This window comes from Novosphingobium sp. BL-A-41-Hi4A-0G (genome assembly GCF_055521735.1).
In genome coordinates this window covers 2,393,314-2,408,503 of record NZ_CM145501.1, presented here as the reverse complement: position 1 = coordinate 2,408,503, position 15,190 = coordinate 2,393,314, and the positions used below count along the sequence as shown (strand labels likewise).

General features: G+C 63.9%; 13 protein-coding genes and 1 pseudogene. 4 read left to right on the top strand and 10 right to left on the bottom strand.

Annotation, left to right across the window (positions count from 1 at the left end; translation table 11 throughout):
• Nucleotides 1-3: 3 nt before the first annotated feature.
• Nucleotides 4-873 carry a 3-hydroxyisobutyrate dehydrogenase gene (gene mmsB / locus ACZ1JX_RS11650; protein ID WP_465123711.1) on the top strand — a complete coding sequence of 290 codons (870 nt, stop codon included), beginning with the start codon at nt 4-6 and terminating at the stop codon, nt 871-873.
• Between the two features lie 3 nt (nt 874-876).
• Here mmsB and ACZ1JX_RS11645 read toward each other — a convergent pair whose 3' ends face one another.
• The gene (locus ACZ1JX_RS11645; protein WP_465123710.1) at nt 877-1,680 is read right to left on the bottom strand and encodes a CHAP domain-containing protein; all 804 of its coding nucleotides are present in this window, start codon (nt 1,678-1,680) and stop codon (nt 877-879) included.
• 125 nt (nt 1,681-1,805) lie between these two features.
• On the opposite strand from ACZ1JX_RS11645, the gene der reads away from it, so the two are divergent.
• Nucleotides 1,806-3,188: a ribosome biogenesis GTPase Der gene (gene der, locus ACZ1JX_RS11640; protein WP_465123709.1), complete on the top strand. Its 1,383-nt coding sequence runs from the start codon at nt 1,806-1,808 to the stop codon at nt 3,186-3,188.
• 17 nt (nt 3,189-3,205) lie between these two features.
• Nucleotides 3,206-3,634, top strand: a complete 429-nt coding sequence (locus ACZ1JX_RS11635; protein WP_465123708.1) for a DUF983 domain-containing protein — start codon at nt 3,206-3,208, stop codon at nt 3,632-3,634.
• Between the two features lie 192 nt (nt 3,635-3,826).
• Here the strand turns inward: ACZ1JX_RS11635 and ACZ1JX_RS11630 are convergent, their stop codons facing one another.
• The 9 genes and pseudogenes from ACZ1JX_RS11630 to ACZ1JX_RS11590 all read right to left on the bottom strand — a co-directional run bounded on the left by ACZ1JX_RS11630 (nt 3,827) and on the right by ACZ1JX_RS11590 (nt 13,972).
• Nucleotides 3,827-4,444, bottom strand: coding sequence for a hypothetical protein (locus ACZ1JX_RS11630; RefSeq protein ID WP_465123707.1), 618 nt, complete (start codon nt 4,442-4,444; stop codon nt 3,827-3,829).
• Nucleotides 4,408-5,148, bottom strand: a complete 741-nt coding sequence (locus ACZ1JX_RS11625; protein WP_465123706.1) for a hypothetical protein — start codon at nt 5,146-5,148, stop codon at nt 4,408-4,410. The genes ACZ1JX_RS11630 and ACZ1JX_RS11625 overlap by 37 nt, the downstream gene beginning before the upstream one ends.
• 172 nt (nt 5,149-5,320) lie before the next feature.
• A complete protein-coding gene (locus ACZ1JX_RS11620; RefSeq protein ID WP_465123705.1) occupies nt 5,321-6,496 on the bottom strand; it encodes an acetyl-CoA C-acyltransferase in 1,176 nt (391 codons plus the stop codon).
• 3 nt (nt 6,497-6,499) lie between these two features.
• A complete protein-coding gene (locus ACZ1JX_RS11615; RefSeq protein WP_465123704.1) occupies nt 6,500-8,092 on the bottom strand; it encodes a class I adenylate-forming enzyme family protein in 1,593 nt (530 codons plus the stop codon).
• Nucleotides 8,093-8,105: 13 nt separating this feature from the next.
• Nucleotides 8,106-9,344, bottom strand: a pseudogene (locus ACZ1JX_RS11610) (3-hydroxyacyl-CoA dehydrogenase); the annotation flags it as partial.
• A gap of 44 nt (nt 9,345-9,388) precedes the next feature.
• Entirely contained in the window at nt 9,389-10,621 is a 1,233-nt protein-coding gene (locus ACZ1JX_RS11605) for a serine hydrolase domain-containing protein (protein ID WP_465126405.1), read from the bottom strand.
• Between the two features lie 10 nt (nt 10,622-10,631).
• A complete protein-coding gene (locus tag ACZ1JX_RS11600) occupies nt 10,632-11,429 on the bottom strand; it encodes a thioesterase family protein (protein WP_465123703.1) in 798 nt (265 codons plus the stop codon).
• Between the two features lie 257 nt (nt 11,430-11,686).
• Nucleotides 11,687-12,967: an MFS transporter gene (locus tag ACZ1JX_RS11595; protein WP_465123702.1), complete on the bottom strand. Its 1,281-nt coding sequence runs from the start codon at nt 12,965-12,967 to the stop codon at nt 11,687-11,689.
• A 117-nt stretch (nt 12,968-13,084) separates the two neighbouring features.
• Nucleotides 13,085-13,972, bottom strand: a complete 888-nt coding sequence (locus ACZ1JX_RS11590; protein WP_465123701.1) for a LysR family transcriptional regulator — start codon at nt 13,970-13,972, stop codon at nt 13,085-13,087.
• 99 nt (nt 13,973-14,071) lie between these two features.
• Between ACZ1JX_RS11590 and ACZ1JX_RS11585 the strand changes: the two genes are divergently transcribed.
• The gene (locus ACZ1JX_RS11585) at nt 14,072-15,184 is read left to right on the top strand and encodes an S-(hydroxymethyl)glutathione dehydrogenase/class III alcohol dehydrogenase (RefSeq protein WP_465123700.1); all 1,113 of its coding nucleotides are present in this window, start codon (nt 14,072-14,074) and stop codon (nt 15,182-15,184) included.
• Nucleotides 15,185-15,190 lie beyond the last annotated feature (6 nt).

The window sequence follows — 15,190 nt, the reverse complement described above, 5'->3', positions numbered from 1 at the left end:
ATCATGAAAATCGCATTCATCGGCCTCGGCAACATGGGCGGCGGCATGGCCGCGAACCTCGTCAAGGCGGGGCACGACGTCCACGCCTTCGACCTTGCCGAAGCGGCGCTCGAACGCGCCCGCGAAAACGGCTGCACCACCTACACTTCGGTCAAGGAAGCGGTTCAGGGCGCGGATGCCGTCGTCTCGATGCTGCCCAACGGCGCGATCGTGAAGTCGGTCTATGCCGCCGATGTCATCGGCCATGCGCCGACTTCGGCCCTGCTGCTCGATTGTTCGACCATCGATGTCGCCACTGCGCGTGAGGTGGCTTCGGCGGCTGACGCAGCGGGTTATGCCATGGTCGATGCACCGGTTTCGGGCGGGATCGCGGCGGCCAATGGCGGCACGCTCACATTCATGGTCGGCGGTTCGGACGAGGCTTTCGCCCGCGCCGAGCCGATCCTTGCCGCGATGGGCAAGGCGGTGATCCATGCAGGCGCGAGCGGGGCAGGGCAAGCGGCCAAGATCTGCAACAACATGCTCCTCGGGGCCTCGATGGTCGCCACCTGCGAAACCTTCGCCATGGCCGAGAAGCTCGGGCTTGATCTGCAGACCTTCTACGACATCTCGTCCAAGGCCTCGGGTCAGTGCTGGTCAATGACCTCGTATTGCCCGGTCCCCGGCGTCGGCCCGCAAAGCCCGGCCGACAACGGCTATCAGGGCGGCTTTGCCACCGCGCTGATGCTGAAAGATCTCAAGCTCGCCATGGCGGCGGCAAAGGATGCCGGAGCCGACGTGCCGATGGGCCAGCGCGCCGAAGAGCTCTATTCGGCCTTTGCTGAGGCCGGCAATGCGGGCCTCGATTTCTCGGCAATCATCAAGTCGCTGTAAAAATCAGCGCGTCTTCGCGGCGATGATCCGGCCAATCGGGTCATCCGCCAGCGAGGACGTGGCCTTGGCCGGGCGGGTCGCAACCTGCTTGGCCGCACTGGCCTTGGGCACTTCGTACCTGTCGGCCAGTTCGCGGCGCACGGGTGCTGGCTTTACCGCGACTTCCGGACGGATGCCCTTGAGGAAGTCTGCGCCAACCAAAGACCTGGGAGCCTCCACCGCCTTTGGCTTGGTCGCGGAGGACAGCACAGCCAGTCGCTCGTTCCTGCCCGGCTTTTCCGGATAGATGAAGCCGTTCACCGGCCACGCGGTCGTGCCGAGGTTACCGATCGGTGCGTACCAGACGCGAACTTCGGACCAGTCGTTCGCTTCCGAAACATCGACCGCACGCACGTTGTCCTCGATCTGGCCGCGACGTCCGTCGATGGGGGACCAGTTGGCGTGGCGCAGCAGGACGGTGCGCGAATCGATCACCCGGCTGACAGCGGCGACATGGCCGAGTTCCATCCGGCCGTGCGGTGCAAAGCTCATCACCGCACCAACCTTCGGCCTGTGGCCGCGTGCATAGCGGCCTTCAGCCTGGTCCCACCAGGTTAACGCGTCGCCATAAATGTTGATGCCGCTGACCTCGCGTGCATAGGGCACGCATTGGAGGTAGGGGAGCGAGCCATCGGTACCGCCGAAATCCGGCGCACTGGCCGAAAAACCACGCTCTCCGCGCGCTTCTGGCATGTCCACGGCTTCCGCCATGGCCGTGCCGCAAGGCAGGGCGGCGACCAGCGCCACAATGATCCTGATCCCTCTCATCGCACTTACGATTAGAAATTTCAGGTAAACTTCATATGGGTGCATTTGGTTAACGGCAGGATAAACAAAGGCTATACGCCACGCCCGCCCTTGCCTTTCGGCGCACAAACAGCCACGGGAGGCCCATGCGCCCCCAGGTCATCATTATCGGACGCCCGAACGTCGGCAAATCGACGCTGTTCAACCGCCTTGTCGGCAAGAAGCTGGCGCTGGTCGATGATCAGCCCGGTGTGACGCGTGACCGTCGCTTCGGCGATGCGACGCTGCTTGGGCTTGATTTCACCATCGTCGACACCGCAGGCTGGGAAGATCTCGATCCCGAAACGCTCCCCGGCCGCATGCGCCAGCAGACCGAAGCCTCGCTCGTCGGCGCAGATGTCGCGCTGTTCGTGATCGATGCGCGCGCAGGCGTCACCCCGCTCGACGAGGAAATCGCCCGCTACCTGCGTTCAAGCCGCGTCCCCATCGTGCTCATGGCCAACAAGGCCGAGGGCCGTCAGGGCGATCCCGGCATCTATGATGCTTTCGCGCTGGGCTTTGGCGAACCCGTCGCCTTCTCCGCCGAACACGGGCAAGGCCTTGCCGACCTGTTCGAAGCGCTGCGCCCACATCTTGAGCCCAAGCAGGTCGAAGTCGACGAGGACGCCGAGATCGAAGGCGACGAGGAGGAGTTCGATCCCGAATCCGTCCTCAAGCTTGCCATCGTCGGCCGCCCGAACGCGGGCAAGTCCACGCTGGTAAACCGCCTGCTGGGCGAGAACCGCCTGCTCACCGGCCCGGAAGCTGGCATCACCCGCGATTCCATCGCCGTTGACTGGCAGTGGTTCGATCCCGAGCGCGAGGGCTATCGCCCCGTCCGCCTGATCGACACGGCGGGGATGCGCAAGAAGTCCAACGTGACCGAGAAGCTGGAAAAGATGTCGGTCGCTGATGCGCGCCATGCCATCGATTTCGCCGAAGTCGTCGTGCTCATGCTCGATGCCACGCGCGGGCTTGAACATCAGGATCTCAAGATCGCCTCGATGGTGCTCGAAGAGGGCCGTGCGCTGATGATCGCGATCAACAAGTGGGACGTGGCCGAAGACCCCTCCGGCCTGTTCCAGGGCGTGCGCAAGGCGCTGGACGATGGCCTCGCGCAAGTGCGCGGCGTGCCGCTGCTCGCCATCTCTGGCCGCACCGGCAAGGGGCTGGACGATCTGCTCAAGGCCGCATTCGAAATCCGCGCCGCCTGGTCGAAGCGTGTCGCCACCGCCGCGCTCAACCGCTGGTTCGACGATGCGCTGGCGGCCAATCCGCCGCCCGCACCCGGCGGCCGCCGCATCAAGCTGCGCTACATCACGCAGGCCAAGACGCGCCCGCCCGGCTTCATCCTGTTCGGCACCCGGCTTGAGCAGTTGCCGGAAAGCTACCGCCGCTACCTGATCAACAGCATCCGCCGCGAACTCGGCTTCGAGGCCGTGCCGATCCGCATGACACTGCGCAGCCCCAAGAACCCCTTCGCGAAGTAGCCCCCGAAGGTAAGACAATGCCCACCGGAGCCCTGCCTCTCGACCGCACCACGCTCCCCCAAGTGCTTGGCGCGGCGCTGTGGCGCGGCATTCGGGGCAAGTGCCCGCGCTGCGGCGGCACCCACCTGTTCGCGCGCTTCCTCAAGCCTGTCGAGCGCTGCCGCCTGTGCGGCCAGAACTGGACGCTCCACGCGGCCGACGATTTCCCGCCCTACATCTCGATCCTGCTGACCGGCCATATCATGGCCCCGGTGATCATCGAACTGGGCCTGCACACGGGTCTGCCGGGCTGGACGATGATGCTGATCGTGGCGGTGATGGCTCTGGTGCTGCTGATTGGCCTGCTGCAACCCGCCAAGGGCGGCGTGATCGCGCTGCAATGGTGGCTGGGGCTGCAGGGCTTTGCCGGGCGGGCTGGGAAGGTTGAGGCGGATGCAACTACCTGATCCTCCCTGTTTTCGCGAAGCGCAAACGGGGAGGTGGCAGCGCGAAGCGCTGACGGAGGGGTAGCGGCCCCTCCACCACCCGCTTTGCGGGCGGTTCCGCTCCCCGTTTGTCCTTCGGAAAAACAGGGAGGACCCTGTATGCTACCGATCTGAGTCAAAGGCCGAACTGGCGTGGATGGAGGCCCAGCCGATTCAGCGCCGGATAGTCTGGCAATCTCTGCTAACCGTTATGCGCGGCCTCAGTTTGATCAGGCCTGCAAATGGTAAGTCCGAAAACCTCAGATATAGCGGCCACTCGAAGAAGGAGGTCGTGTGTTTCCACGATTTTATCGCTCTCTGGCTCTCTGGGGTCATATTGAGATGACCCTTGGCATCGGGCTTGAAGCGGGCAGAGATGAAGGGGTCGGAGTAGTAATGCCCGCGTCGCAAGACCTCGATCACGGTAAAGTTCGGGCCAAAGGTGTAAGTGTCCTCAACGTAGGCATCTTCGCTTTCCGAGAAGACTACCAGTTTGGCGATTGTGTCTCCGCGATATTGCAGCCAGCCTGACTCTACGGATGTGAAGCGCTCCCCTTTCGCGGCAGCCTTTGCCTCGTCCTTCGTTAGAAAAGCACACCAGGTTTCCGGGGCACCGCTTTCGGCATCGGCAGAGAGGTCAGAATAGAACCATGCTTGGCGTGAAGTTGCAGTTTGCGCGTGGCAGGAGGTTCCCACCGTAAAGCACGCCAAAAAGGCTGCGGTCAATTTCACTGCGCCTGCCACCCGTATGCCCATCACAAAAAGTTGTTCGGCCAGATCATCGTCCGCCACATGTGCGCCGTTGGCGACCCGTCAAACCCCAGCCCTTCCTCCGGCTCGCGGAAGTTCCTCGCGATGACGCCTTCCAGTTCCTCGGGCTCCACCACCGGGAAGTCGTCGAAGAAGTAGGTGTCGTAGAGCGTCACCTGCCGCGCGGTCATGTACCATTCGTGGCCGCGCGCGTATTCGGCGTCGCGCAGCAGATATTCGGGCACCTGATAGTCCGGCCCGAAGAACTTGTGGTAGCTGTCGGGATAGGCATAGCCGACTCTTTCGTCCGCCACATAGCGCAGAGCCTGATGGTACTTCACCGCGAAGGCCACTTCCGGATCGACATAGGGTGCGATCAGTTGCGCGCTCCAGTAGCCATGGTCGGCGCGGATCAGGCAGCCGTTGGAGATGTCGTGCAGCAGGCAGGCGAGCACGACCTTTTCGGGCAGGCCATCGTCCAGTGCGCGCTTGGCGCTGACCAGCAGGTGGCGCACCGTGATGTCGCCGAAGCGATGGCGGAAGAAATCGAGCAGGCGCGGGCGCTCGGGCATGCGGGGCAGGGCGGGATTGTCGCCCATCATGAACACCGTTTTCGGGTTCAGCAGCTTGAGCAGCTCGGCTTCGTTGTCGACGAAGTCGGTGCCCTTCCAACCCACCGGCGAAGGGTAGATCAGCCTCTCGCGCCCGGCTTGCGGCCAGGGGCGTTCCATCTCGTTGTCGTTCATGGGGTGAGGGTAGGCGGGGTGGTGTTTGTGGGCAAGCGTTGGAAGCTGACCCGCTGCGCGGGTGCCCACCCCCAACCCCTCCCGCCTGCGGGAGGGGAGAATTGGAAGCCGCCCTTTTCTTCCCCCCTCCCGCAAGCGGGAGGGGTCGGGGGTGGGCCTTCCGCCCCCTCAGTTACAGAACCTCGAACAGCCCCGCAGCACCCATGCCGCCGCCTACGCACATCGTGACGACGACATACTTCGCTCCCCGACGCTTGCCTTCGATCAGGGCGTGGCCGGTGCAGCGTGCGCCGGTCATGCCATAGGGGTGGCCGATGGAGATCGAACCACCGTTGACGTTGAGCAGATCGTTGGGAATGCCCAGCTTGTCACGGCAATAGAGCACCTGCACGGCGAAAGCCTCGTTCAGTTCCCACAGGCCGATGTCGCCCATCTTAAGGCCGAAGCGCTGCAGCAGCTTGGGGATTGCGAAGACCGGGCCGATGCCCATTTCATCGGGCTCGGTGCCAGCCACCGCCATGCCGACATAACGGCCTAGCGGGGTGAGGCCCTTTTGCGCGGCAAGGGCGGCTTCCATCACGATCACGGCTGCCGAACCGTCCGAAAGCTGGCTGGCGTTGCCTGCGGTCACGATGCCGCCTTCGATCACCGGCTTCAGGCCCGCCAGGCTTTCCAGCGTGGTCGAGGGGCGGTTGCCTTCGTCCTTGGTCAGGTGGACGTCCTGGAAGGTGATCTCACCCGTTTCCTTGTTCTGGACGCCCATCGAGCTGTCAGTCGGCACGATCTCGTCATCGAACTTGCCGGCGGCTTGCGCTGCGGCGGTACGCTGCTGCGATTGCAGCGCGTATTCGTCGCAAGCCTCGCGGCTGATGCCATAGCGCTGGCCGACGATCTCGGCGGTCTGCAGCATCGGCATGTAGATCGCCTTGTGAATCGCCATGAGGCTCTTGTCCGGGGCAACGCGCATATCCTTGGTCTGGACGAGGCTGATCGATTCCTGACCGCCGGCGGCAACCACGTCCATGCGGTCGATGATAACCTGCTTGGCGGCGGTCGCGATGGTCATCAGGCCCGACGAGCACTGGCGGTCCATGCTCATGCCGGACGTGGTGATCGGCAGGCCTGCACGCAGGGCGACCTGTCGTGCGATGTTCCCGGCCTGCGCGCCCTGCTGCAGCGCAGCACCCCACAGCACATCGTCGACCTCGGCAGGGTCAATACCGGCGCGGGCAACGGCGGCCTGTAGCGAGAGCGCACCGAGCGTCGCGCCCGGCGTCGCGTTGAAAGCACCCTTGTAAGCGCGCCCGATGGGGGTGCGGGCGGTCGATACGATTACGGCGTCACGCATGGCTCATGCTCCTGCTGAGGATGTTTTTTCGAGGGATGCGGCGGCGAGGATGGGGTTGCCGCCGAACTTGTCGCGCAACTCGCGCTTGAGGACCTTGCCGATCGGACTGCGGGGCAATTCGTCCACCACTTCGATCGCGGAAATCCGCTGCGTCTTGCCAAGGCGGCTGTTGGCTTCGGTGAGGATCGCCTTGGGATCGGCAGATGGATCGGCCAGTACCACCACAGCCAAAGGCGTTTCGCCCCACGCGTCAGAAGGCACGCCTACCACGGCGGCTTCCTTGACCGCGCTTTGCCGGGTCAGTTCAGCCTCGAGATCGCTTGGATAGATGTTGAACCCGCCCGAGATGATCATGTCCTTGGCCCGGTCCATCAGGATCAGGAAGCCGTCCTCGTCGAACTTGCCGACATCGCCGTGGCGGATGTAGCGGCGGCCTTCAGCGTCGTACCACTCGACCTCGCGGGTCTTGTCGGCCTTGTTGTGGTAGCCGTTCATCATGATCGGCGAATGGCCGACGATCTCGCCCACTTCGCCTTGCGGCAGCTCGTTGCCGTCTTCGTCGATGATCTTGATCACGTGGCCGGGGGAGGGTTGTCCAACCGTGTGCAGCTTGTCCGGGTGGAGATGCGCCAGCAGGATCGACGTTGCCCCGCCCTCGGTCATGCCATAGCCATCCGTCAGCCCACCCGGCCAGCGCTTCAGCACATCTGCCTTGAGCCACGCGGGGAAGGGTGCCGAGGTGCAGGACTTGAGCTTGTAGGACGACAGGTCGAAGCGGTCGAAGTCCGGCACTTCCATGATGCGGCGGTATTGCACCGGAACCAGCATGGCATGCGTCACCCGCTCGCGCTCGGACAGTTCGAGGAAGGTGCGCGCATCGAACTTGCGCATCAGCACGACCTTGCCGCCTGCGGTGAGCGCAGGAAGGAAGCTGACCAGCGTGGTGTTGGAATAGAGCGGGGTCGAACAGATGACCGCCGTATCGTCGCCATAGCCGCCGGGGATGGTGCGCCGGGCATATTCGTGGCGCATCTTGTGGCTCTGGACGATGCCCTTGGGCGCGCCGGTGGTGCCCGAGGAATAGATGATGTTGAACGGATCGCCGGGGGCAGGGGTGCGCTCTTCCGGCTTTGCGCCTGTTTCTGCCATCCACGCGCTGAACGGCTCGCCCGCGTCGCTGTCATCCAGCGCGATGCGTTTGACCCCGGCGGGCAGGTCCAGTCCGGCCAGCCTGTCCGAGATATCCTTGTCCAGCAGCAGCACCCGACTGCCGCTGTCCTCGAGCATGGCAATGATCGTTTCCGGCGTCGCGGTCGAAGTCAGCGGCGCGGCGACTGCGCCCGCCCGGATCGCGCCGAGGAAGGCGAGTCCGGTCGTCACCGCATTCATGGCCGCGATGGCGACGGGTTCGTCCTTCTGCACGCCCTCGCGCTGGAGGGCGGTGGCGATGCGGTCGAGCAGGGCGTCCATTTCCGCCCAGCCGATGGTGCGGTTTTCGTCAGCCAGCGCCACCGCATCGCCCCGCCTTGCGGCATGGGCGCGCAGAATGTCGCTCAGCGGCGTGAACTCGCTCTCGACGATATCCTCGATCCGCATCGCCCGTCTCCCGTCAGGCGTTGAACTTCTCGCCTGCGGCAGCCTTGCGCTCCAGCAGCGGCGCGACGGGAAGCCCATGCTTCTTCAGGCCCGCGACGACGGTATCGAGCCCGATATGGTCGGCCCAGAACATCGGCCCGCCGGTCCATGCCGGCCAGCCATAGCCGTTCAGCCACACGGTATCGATGTCGCTAGCCCGCTGCGAAATGCCTTCTTCAAGGATCAACGCGCCTTCGCTGACCATCGGATAGAGCAGGCGTTCGCGGATCTCGTCCTTGTCGATCGAACGCTGTGGCTTGCCTTCCTTGGCGGCGAACTCGGCGATGACCGCCTTCACTTCATCTGAAGGCGTGCGCTGGCGGTTGTCGTCGTAATCGTAGAAGCCCTTCTTGGTCTTCTGGCCCCAACGACCCTTGGCGCAAAGCGCATCGCGCACGGACTCGATCCGGGCAGGATCGCGGTGCCAGCCGATATCGAGGCCTGCAAGGTCGGCCATCTGCCACGGTCCCATCGGGAAGCCGAACTCCAGCAGAGCCTCGTCCACCTCCCAGTAGTTCGCGCCTTCCATGATCAGCGCGTGGGCCTGAGCCTGACGGGGGCTGAGCATGCGGTTGCCGATGAAGCCGTGGCACACGCCCGAGACCACCGGCACTTTCCCGATCTTCACCGACAGCGCCATGACCGTCGCCAGTTGCGCTTTGCCGGTTGCCTTGCCGCGAACGACTTCGAGCAGCTTCATCACGTTGGCGGGCGAGAAGAAGTGCATCCCCAGCACCGATTCCGGGCGCGAGGTGACGGACGCGATCTCGTCGATGTCGAGATAGCTGGTGTTCGAGGCGAGGATTGCCCCCGGCTTGGCTACCTTGTCGAGCCTGCCGAACACGTCCTTCTTCACGTCCATGCTCTCATAGACCGCCTCGATCACGAGGTCTGCTTCGGCCAGCGCGCCGAAGTCCAGCGTCGGGGTCAGGCGGGCCATCGCGGCTTGCGCATCGGCGGCGTCCATCTTGCCGCGCTTGACGGTGTTCTCGTAGTTCTTGCCCATCGTGGCCACGCCGCGGTCGAGCGCTTCCTGCGTCATTTCCACGATGGTCACCGGAATGCCTGCGGTGAGGAAGTTCATCGTGATCCCGCCACCCATCGTGCCTGCACCGATCACGCCAACGCGGTTGATGGGGAGCAGCTGCGTGTCAGCCGGGATGTCGTCGATGGTCGCCGCCAGCTTGCGGGCAGCGTCGATGTGCTCCTTGGCACCGGGAATGGGGTCGGACATCGTCAATCTCCTCGAGTGGTTTGTCAGGCGCGGCTCGTCGCCAGCGCGCTGTAGATGAGCGTCTTCAACTGACGCCGGATGGGATAGATGAAAGAGGGGTAGAGCTGGGTCATGAAGACCGCATGGACCTTTTCAACAGGGTCCACGAAAAACGCGGTCGAGAAGATCCCGCCCCAGTAGAACTCGCCGGCAGAGCCCGGCACCAGCGCCCGTGCCGGATCGATGGTCATGCCGAAGCCGAGACCAAACCCTGCACCTGCGTTATAGGCCTCGCTGAACAGCGCCTTCGAAACCTGCGTAAGGTCTGCGCCGCCGGGCAGGTGATTGGCGGTCATCAGATGCAGTGTCTTGGGGCTGAGGATGCGCGCACCATCTGCTGCGCCGCCGTTCACCAGCATCCGGCAGAACCGGTGATAGTCCGCCGTCGTCGACAGCAACCCACCGCCCCCGCTTTCAAAGCGAGGCACCCGGCGCGTGCCCGATTTCTCCGCTGGATCGAACAGCTGAGGCGGTTGCCCCGCCTGATAGGCCCAGGCATCGGCCAGCCGGTGCGCCTTGTCGTCCGGGCAATGAAAGCCGGTATCGACCATGCCCAGCGGCTCGAAAATGCGCGTGCGCAGGAACTCGCCAAGGCTCATCCCCGAAATCCGCGCGACGACCACGCCCAGCACGTCGATCCCCACCGAATAGTTCCACGCCTGTCCGGGCTCGAACTCCAGCGGAAGCTTGGCCAGTTCCTCGATGAAATGATCGTTGCCCGGCAGGCTGGCATGGCCGTCCAGACGCGCCTTGCGATAGGCAGCGTCGACGTTGGTGCGGTTCTGGATGCCATAGGTCAGGCCGGACTGGTGCGTGATCAGGTCGACCATGCGCATGACCGGGGCAGGGCGCGCAGGAAAGAAGTCCACTTCGCCCCCACCGCCTGCATAGACGCCAAGATTCGCGAACTCGGGGATCACCTTGGTCACCGGATCGTCGAGCGCCACCTTGCCCTCTTCGACCAGCATCATGAACGCGACCGAAGTCAGCGGCTTGGTCATCGAGGCAATGCGGCAGATCGTGTCAGCCGCCATCGGCGTGCCGTCTTCGCGCGCACGGCCTACGGTGTGGCGATAGACCGCCTCGCCGTCGCGTGCGACCAGCACGTCGAGCCCGGGCAGGCGACCGCTGGCGATATAGTGCTCATCAAGGTAGGCGCCGATCCGGTCAAGCCGATCAGGTTCGAACCCCAGCGATTGTGCGTCGGCCAGTTCCATCATTGTCCTCTCAGCCAAAAATCGCGACGCTCTGCAGGCCATGCATCACCTGCACGCCGTCCGCGTTCCACATGCGCAAGGTCTCGCTGCTGAAGCCGTCTGCCATGTAATTCGAGGCGGTTTCCAGCAGCCACCAACCGTCATCGGTTTCCGGGGCGTCGCCCAGCAGCGTGAAAGCCCAGTTGATCGAACTGATCGGCCCGCGCCGCTCCATCGCGCGCATGGATCCGGGCGGCAGTGTATCGCCGATCAGGACCAGCTCGCCCGTTGGGTCAAGGCCGGCGCGATCCTTCAACCGCACCCAGCGTCGCACCACGCCCGGGCGGCGATCGTCCTTTGCCTCACCCCGCCGCAGTTCGAAGTTGTTGACGAAATGCAGGCCTTCGGGCGAACCCAGCTCTTCCATTTCGGTGTAGGGAACGAAGTTCTCGGCGCGCGGCGCTGCCACCGTTCCGTTGGACGGTCTCGCGCTGCCAAACACCCATGCGGCGCGATGGGCCAGAGCACCACCGCTTACCAGATCGGTCTGGATATTGGCCACGTTCTTGCCTTCGCGCAGAGTGGAAACAGAGATGTCCACGTCCGGTCCGACCGGCGCGATGAAACCGATCTGTCCGGCTCTCAGCGGTGGAAGGTCAGGCCGGGCCTTGCGCGCCGCGGCATAGGCAAGGAACGACGAAGCACCGCCATACATCGTGCGGCCCTGAAGCCAGCCATCGACGCCACGCACCGAGAAATCCGGCCCCGTGCCGCTCATTTCGGCGGCGATCAGGCCGATGGCGACGGTGTCCTGCACGACCTGTGTCATGCGAAGATTTCCTGTGTGGGCGTCAGGCAATTGCGTTCCAAGGCTCTCTCCCGCTGTCGCTTGAGTCACGACTCTTGCAGAAGCAGAGCTAGTGGAAGTTTACGTAAAGGGAAAGTCCCCCCAGCGCTGCAAAACCATCTGCTCTCGATGGCGCGCGCCTATGACGCTACGGCAAGCTACCCGGATTGCGCCCAAAAAAATCGGCCCCGGCGATGTACCGGGGCCGACAGATATGCGCCTGCATCAAAGGAAGAACGTCAGTGCAGGCTTTCTCCGCCCGCCTGGCGCAGGATCGGCGCGCGCGCGGCAGAGGTGGCGAACAGCACCAGCAGCACATAGCAGGCCAAGGGCACGAGGAACGAGGCGAAAATGCCCGCCGCGTCGGTCACCGCACCCGCGAGCAGCGGCACCAGTGCGCCACCGATGATGCCGGTGCAAAGCAGGCCGGAAGTGGCCTCTTCGCCAGCCGAAGACCGCTCGAGCGTCAGCGTGAAGATCACCGGGAACATGATCGAGTTGAACAGACCGATGGCGAGCGCGACGTACCCGGCCGAGACGCCTCCGACCAGGAACAGGTAAGCGCACATGGCCGCAGCAATGGCCGCAAACAGGGTCATGAGCCGGGTTGCGGGGAAGCGGGCGAGCAGAACCGTGCCGATGGCCCGGCCGACCATTGCGCCGCCCCAGTAGAACGCCACGGCCTTGCCAGCCTGTTCCAGACTGACGTTCCAGATGGCCGGATTGTTGAGATAGAACGCCATCTGCGTGCCGATCACCACTTCCGCGCCCACATAGACGAAAATCGCCGCCGCACCGAACACTGCCCAGCGCGATGCAAAGGCTTCGGCCAGCAGTGCGCCGATGCCGCCAGTCGGGCGGGAGGCAGGAGCGGCTGCCGCGATGCGCTTGCGGTTGAACCAGAAGAACGCAAGCAGCGCGATCAGCAGCCCGCAAATCCAGAAATAGGCGCGATCGATACCGGCCAGGGCAGCTTCACGCACTTCGGGCGTGAGCGCGGTCCCTTCGGAAACTTCCACGCCCTTGAGGAACAGCGATGCGCCCAGCGCCGGCCCGAGGAACGTGCCGAATGAGTTGAAGGTCTGCGATAGCGTCAGGCGGAAGTGGCTGCCTTCCGGCTTACCCAAGGCTGCGGCCAGTGGATTTGCCGCAACCTGCAGCACCGTGATCCCGGTGGCGAGCATGAACAGACCGGCCAGAACCAGCGGGTAGGATGCCAGATTTGCCGCCGCAAGCATGACGACACAGGCCAGCGCCATTGTTGCCAGCGCGAGCAGGATCGCAGGAACGGCGCGCAGCCGTCCGATGATCGCGGCTGCGGGAAAGCTCATCACACCGTAAGCGATGAAGAACGCAAAGGCCGAAAGCTGCGCTTCCAGCGTCGTCAGCGTGAACACGCCCTTCACTGCGGCCACCAGCGGGTCGATCAGCGAGGTGATGAAACCCCAGGCAAAGAACAGCACGGTAACCGCGATGAACGCGGCCTTCTGTGATCCCGAATGTGCATTGCTGCCTGACACGTATCTCTCCTCACCCTGCCATATTTGGCGATTGGTTTGCTTTAGCCTTCACTGACAGCCTTGTCATGTCGGTCGCATAGCTATTCCTGTGAACGTTCTCACAGATTGCATCTTATATCAACCCGCAGCCATCGCTGCGCCAAGCTCCCGGCGCAGCTTTTCGATAAGGCGTTGCACCTTGGGCAAAAGGTGTCGCCGCTGCGGATAGACCGCCCAGATGGGATCGTCTTCGGGCCGGAACTGTTGCAGTACCTCGACCAGCGAGCCCTCGGCAATCGCCCTGCTCACATAGAATGCGGGCAACTGGCACAGGCCCATGCCTGCCATCGCCGCATCGAACACGGCCGTTCCATTGCTGCACCGCCAGCGTCCGCGTGGCCGAACCGTCCGAACCTCACCGTCAACAAGATAGCGCCACATCTCGAGCGTTGCAGGAATGCAATCGTGCGCTTCAAGGTCGTCCACGGTCTCGGGCGTGCCATGTGCCGCCAGGTAGGCTGGCGAGGCGCAGGTCACGATCCCGCGCGCTGCAATCTGCGTGCGGATCAGGCGGCTGTCGGGCAGCGTGCCGGTCCGGATCGCCAGATCGTACCCTTCCGATACCAGCTCGACCACGCGGTTGGACAGATCAAGGTCCACCGAAAGCTTGGGATACTCCTGCACATAGGCGCGCACGATCGGTGCCACGAACCGCTCTCCCAGCGCTGTCGGGCAAGTGATGCGCAAGTGGCCCTGCGGCTCGCCCTGCAGGTCGAGCATGGCAATCGCCTCGTCCCGCTCGGCAATCAGGCGGCGGAACTGGTCGACCAGCGTACGCCCGGTATCGGTGAGGCTCACCGCGCGCGTGGTGCGGTGAAAGAACTGCGCGCCAAGGCTCTGCTCCAGCCGCGCGACGGCTCGGCTCACGTGCGAGGTCGATGTCCCGAGCCGCTTTGCCGCCGCCACGAACGTGCCCGTATCGGCAACCGCCACCACTTCGTCTATGCCATCCCAGCGATTGCTCATTGTTCTCGTCTTGCAACAGTGTTTATCATATCGGGCGATTTAACACCGGCTTAGCAACTATGCTAACGGCCTGCCATTCCAAACGGGAGATGCATTGCCATGAAGACCCGCGCCGCCGTAGCGTTCGCGCCCAAGCAGCCGCTCGAGATCGTCGAGCTTGATCTCGAAGGCCCCAAGGCAGGCGAGGTTCTTGTCGAGATCATGGCCACCGGCGTCTGCCATACCGATGCCTACACGCTCGACGGCTTCGACAGCGAAGGTATCTTCCCCAGCGTGCTGGGTCACGAAGGCGCAGGCGTGGTGCGCGAAGTCGGCCCCGGCGTCACTTCGGTAAAGCCCGGCGATCACGTGATCCCGCTCTACACGCCCGAATGCCGCCAGTGCAAAAGCTGCCTTTCGGGCAAGACCAACCTGTGCACCGCGATCCGCGCCACGCAAGGTCAGGGCCTGATGCCCGATGGCACCAGCCGTTTTTCCTACAAGGGCCAGACCGTCTTCCACTACATGGGCTGCTCCACCTTCTCGAACTTCACCGTCCTGCCCGAAATCGCGGTCGCAAAGATCCGCGAGGACGCGCCGTTCCAGTCGGCTTGCTACATCGGCTGCGGCGTGACCACGGGCGTTGGTGCGGTCGTCAACACCGCCAAGGTCCAGGTGGGTGACAATGTCGTCGTCTTCGGCCTCGGCGGCATCGGCCTCAACGTGATCCAGGGCGCGCGCCTTGCCGGTGCCAACAAGATCATCGGTGTCGACATCAACCCCGATCGCGAGGAATGGGGCCGCAAGTTCGGCATGACCGACTTCCTCAACTCCAAGGGCATGAGCCGCGAAGACACAGTGGCCAAGATCGTCCATATGACCGACGGCGGCGCGGATTACACCTTCGACGCCACCGGCAACACCGAAGTCATGCGCACCGCTCTCGAAGCCTGCCACCGCGGCTGGGGCACCAGCATCATCATCGGCGTGGCCGAGGCAGGCAAGGAAATCAGCACCCGCCCGTTCCAGCTGGTGACGGGCCGCAACTGGCGCGGCACGGCTTTCGGCGGCGCCAAGGGCCGCACCGAAGTGCCCAAGATCGTCGACATGTACATGACCGGCAAGATCGAGATCGACCCCATGATCACCCACGTCATGGGTCTCGAGGAGATCAACACTGCGTTCGACCTGATGCACGCCGGAAAGTCGATCCGCTCGGTCGTGGTGTTCTGAGGCGAA

What these genes read in the sequence shown, in the direction of transcription:
- mmsB (WP_465123711.1), top strand. Translation starts at nt 4, where the DNA reads ATGAAAATCGCATTCATCGGCCTCGGCAACATGGGCGGCGGCATGGCC.
- ACZ1JX_RS11645 (WP_465123710.1), bottom strand. Translation starts at nt 1,680, where the DNA reads ATGAGAGGGATCAGGATCATTGTGGCGCTGGTCGCCGCCCTGCCTTGC.
- der (WP_465123709.1), top strand. Translation starts at nt 1,806, where the DNA reads ATGCGCCCCCAGGTCATCATTATCGGACGCCCGAACGTCGGCAAATCG.
- ACZ1JX_RS11635 (WP_465123708.1), top strand. Translation starts at nt 3,206, where the DNA reads ATGCCCACCGGAGCCCTGCCTCTCGACCGCACCACGCTCCCCCAAGTG.
- ACZ1JX_RS11625 (WP_465123706.1), bottom strand. Translation starts at nt 5,148, where the DNA reads ATGAACGACAACGAGATGGAACGCCCCTGGCCGCAAGCCGGGCGCGAG.
- ACZ1JX_RS11620 (WP_465123705.1), bottom strand. Translation starts at nt 6,496, where the DNA reads ATGCGTGACGCCGTAATCGTATCGACCGCCCGCACCCCCATCGGGCGC.
- ACZ1JX_RS11615 (WP_465123704.1), bottom strand. Translation starts at nt 8,092, where the DNA reads ATGCGGATCGAGGATATCGTCGAGAGCGAGTTCACGCCGCTGAGCGAC.
- ACZ1JX_RS11605 (WP_465126405.1), bottom strand. Translation starts at nt 10,621, where the DNA reads ATGGAACTGGCCGACGCACAATCGCTGGGGTTCGAACCTGATCGGCTT.
- ACZ1JX_RS11600 (WP_465123703.1), bottom strand. Translation starts at nt 11,429, where the DNA reads ATGACACAGGTCGTGCAGGACACCGTCGCCATCGGCCTGATCGCCGCC.
- ACZ1JX_RS11590 (WP_465123701.1), bottom strand. Translation starts at nt 13,972, where the DNA reads ATGAGCAATCGCTGGGATGGCATAGACGAAGTGGTGGCGGTTGCCGAT.
- ACZ1JX_RS11585 (WP_465123700.1), top strand. Translation starts at nt 14,072, where the DNA reads ATGAAGACCCGCGCCGCCGTAGCGTTCGCGCCCAAGCAGCCGCTCGAG.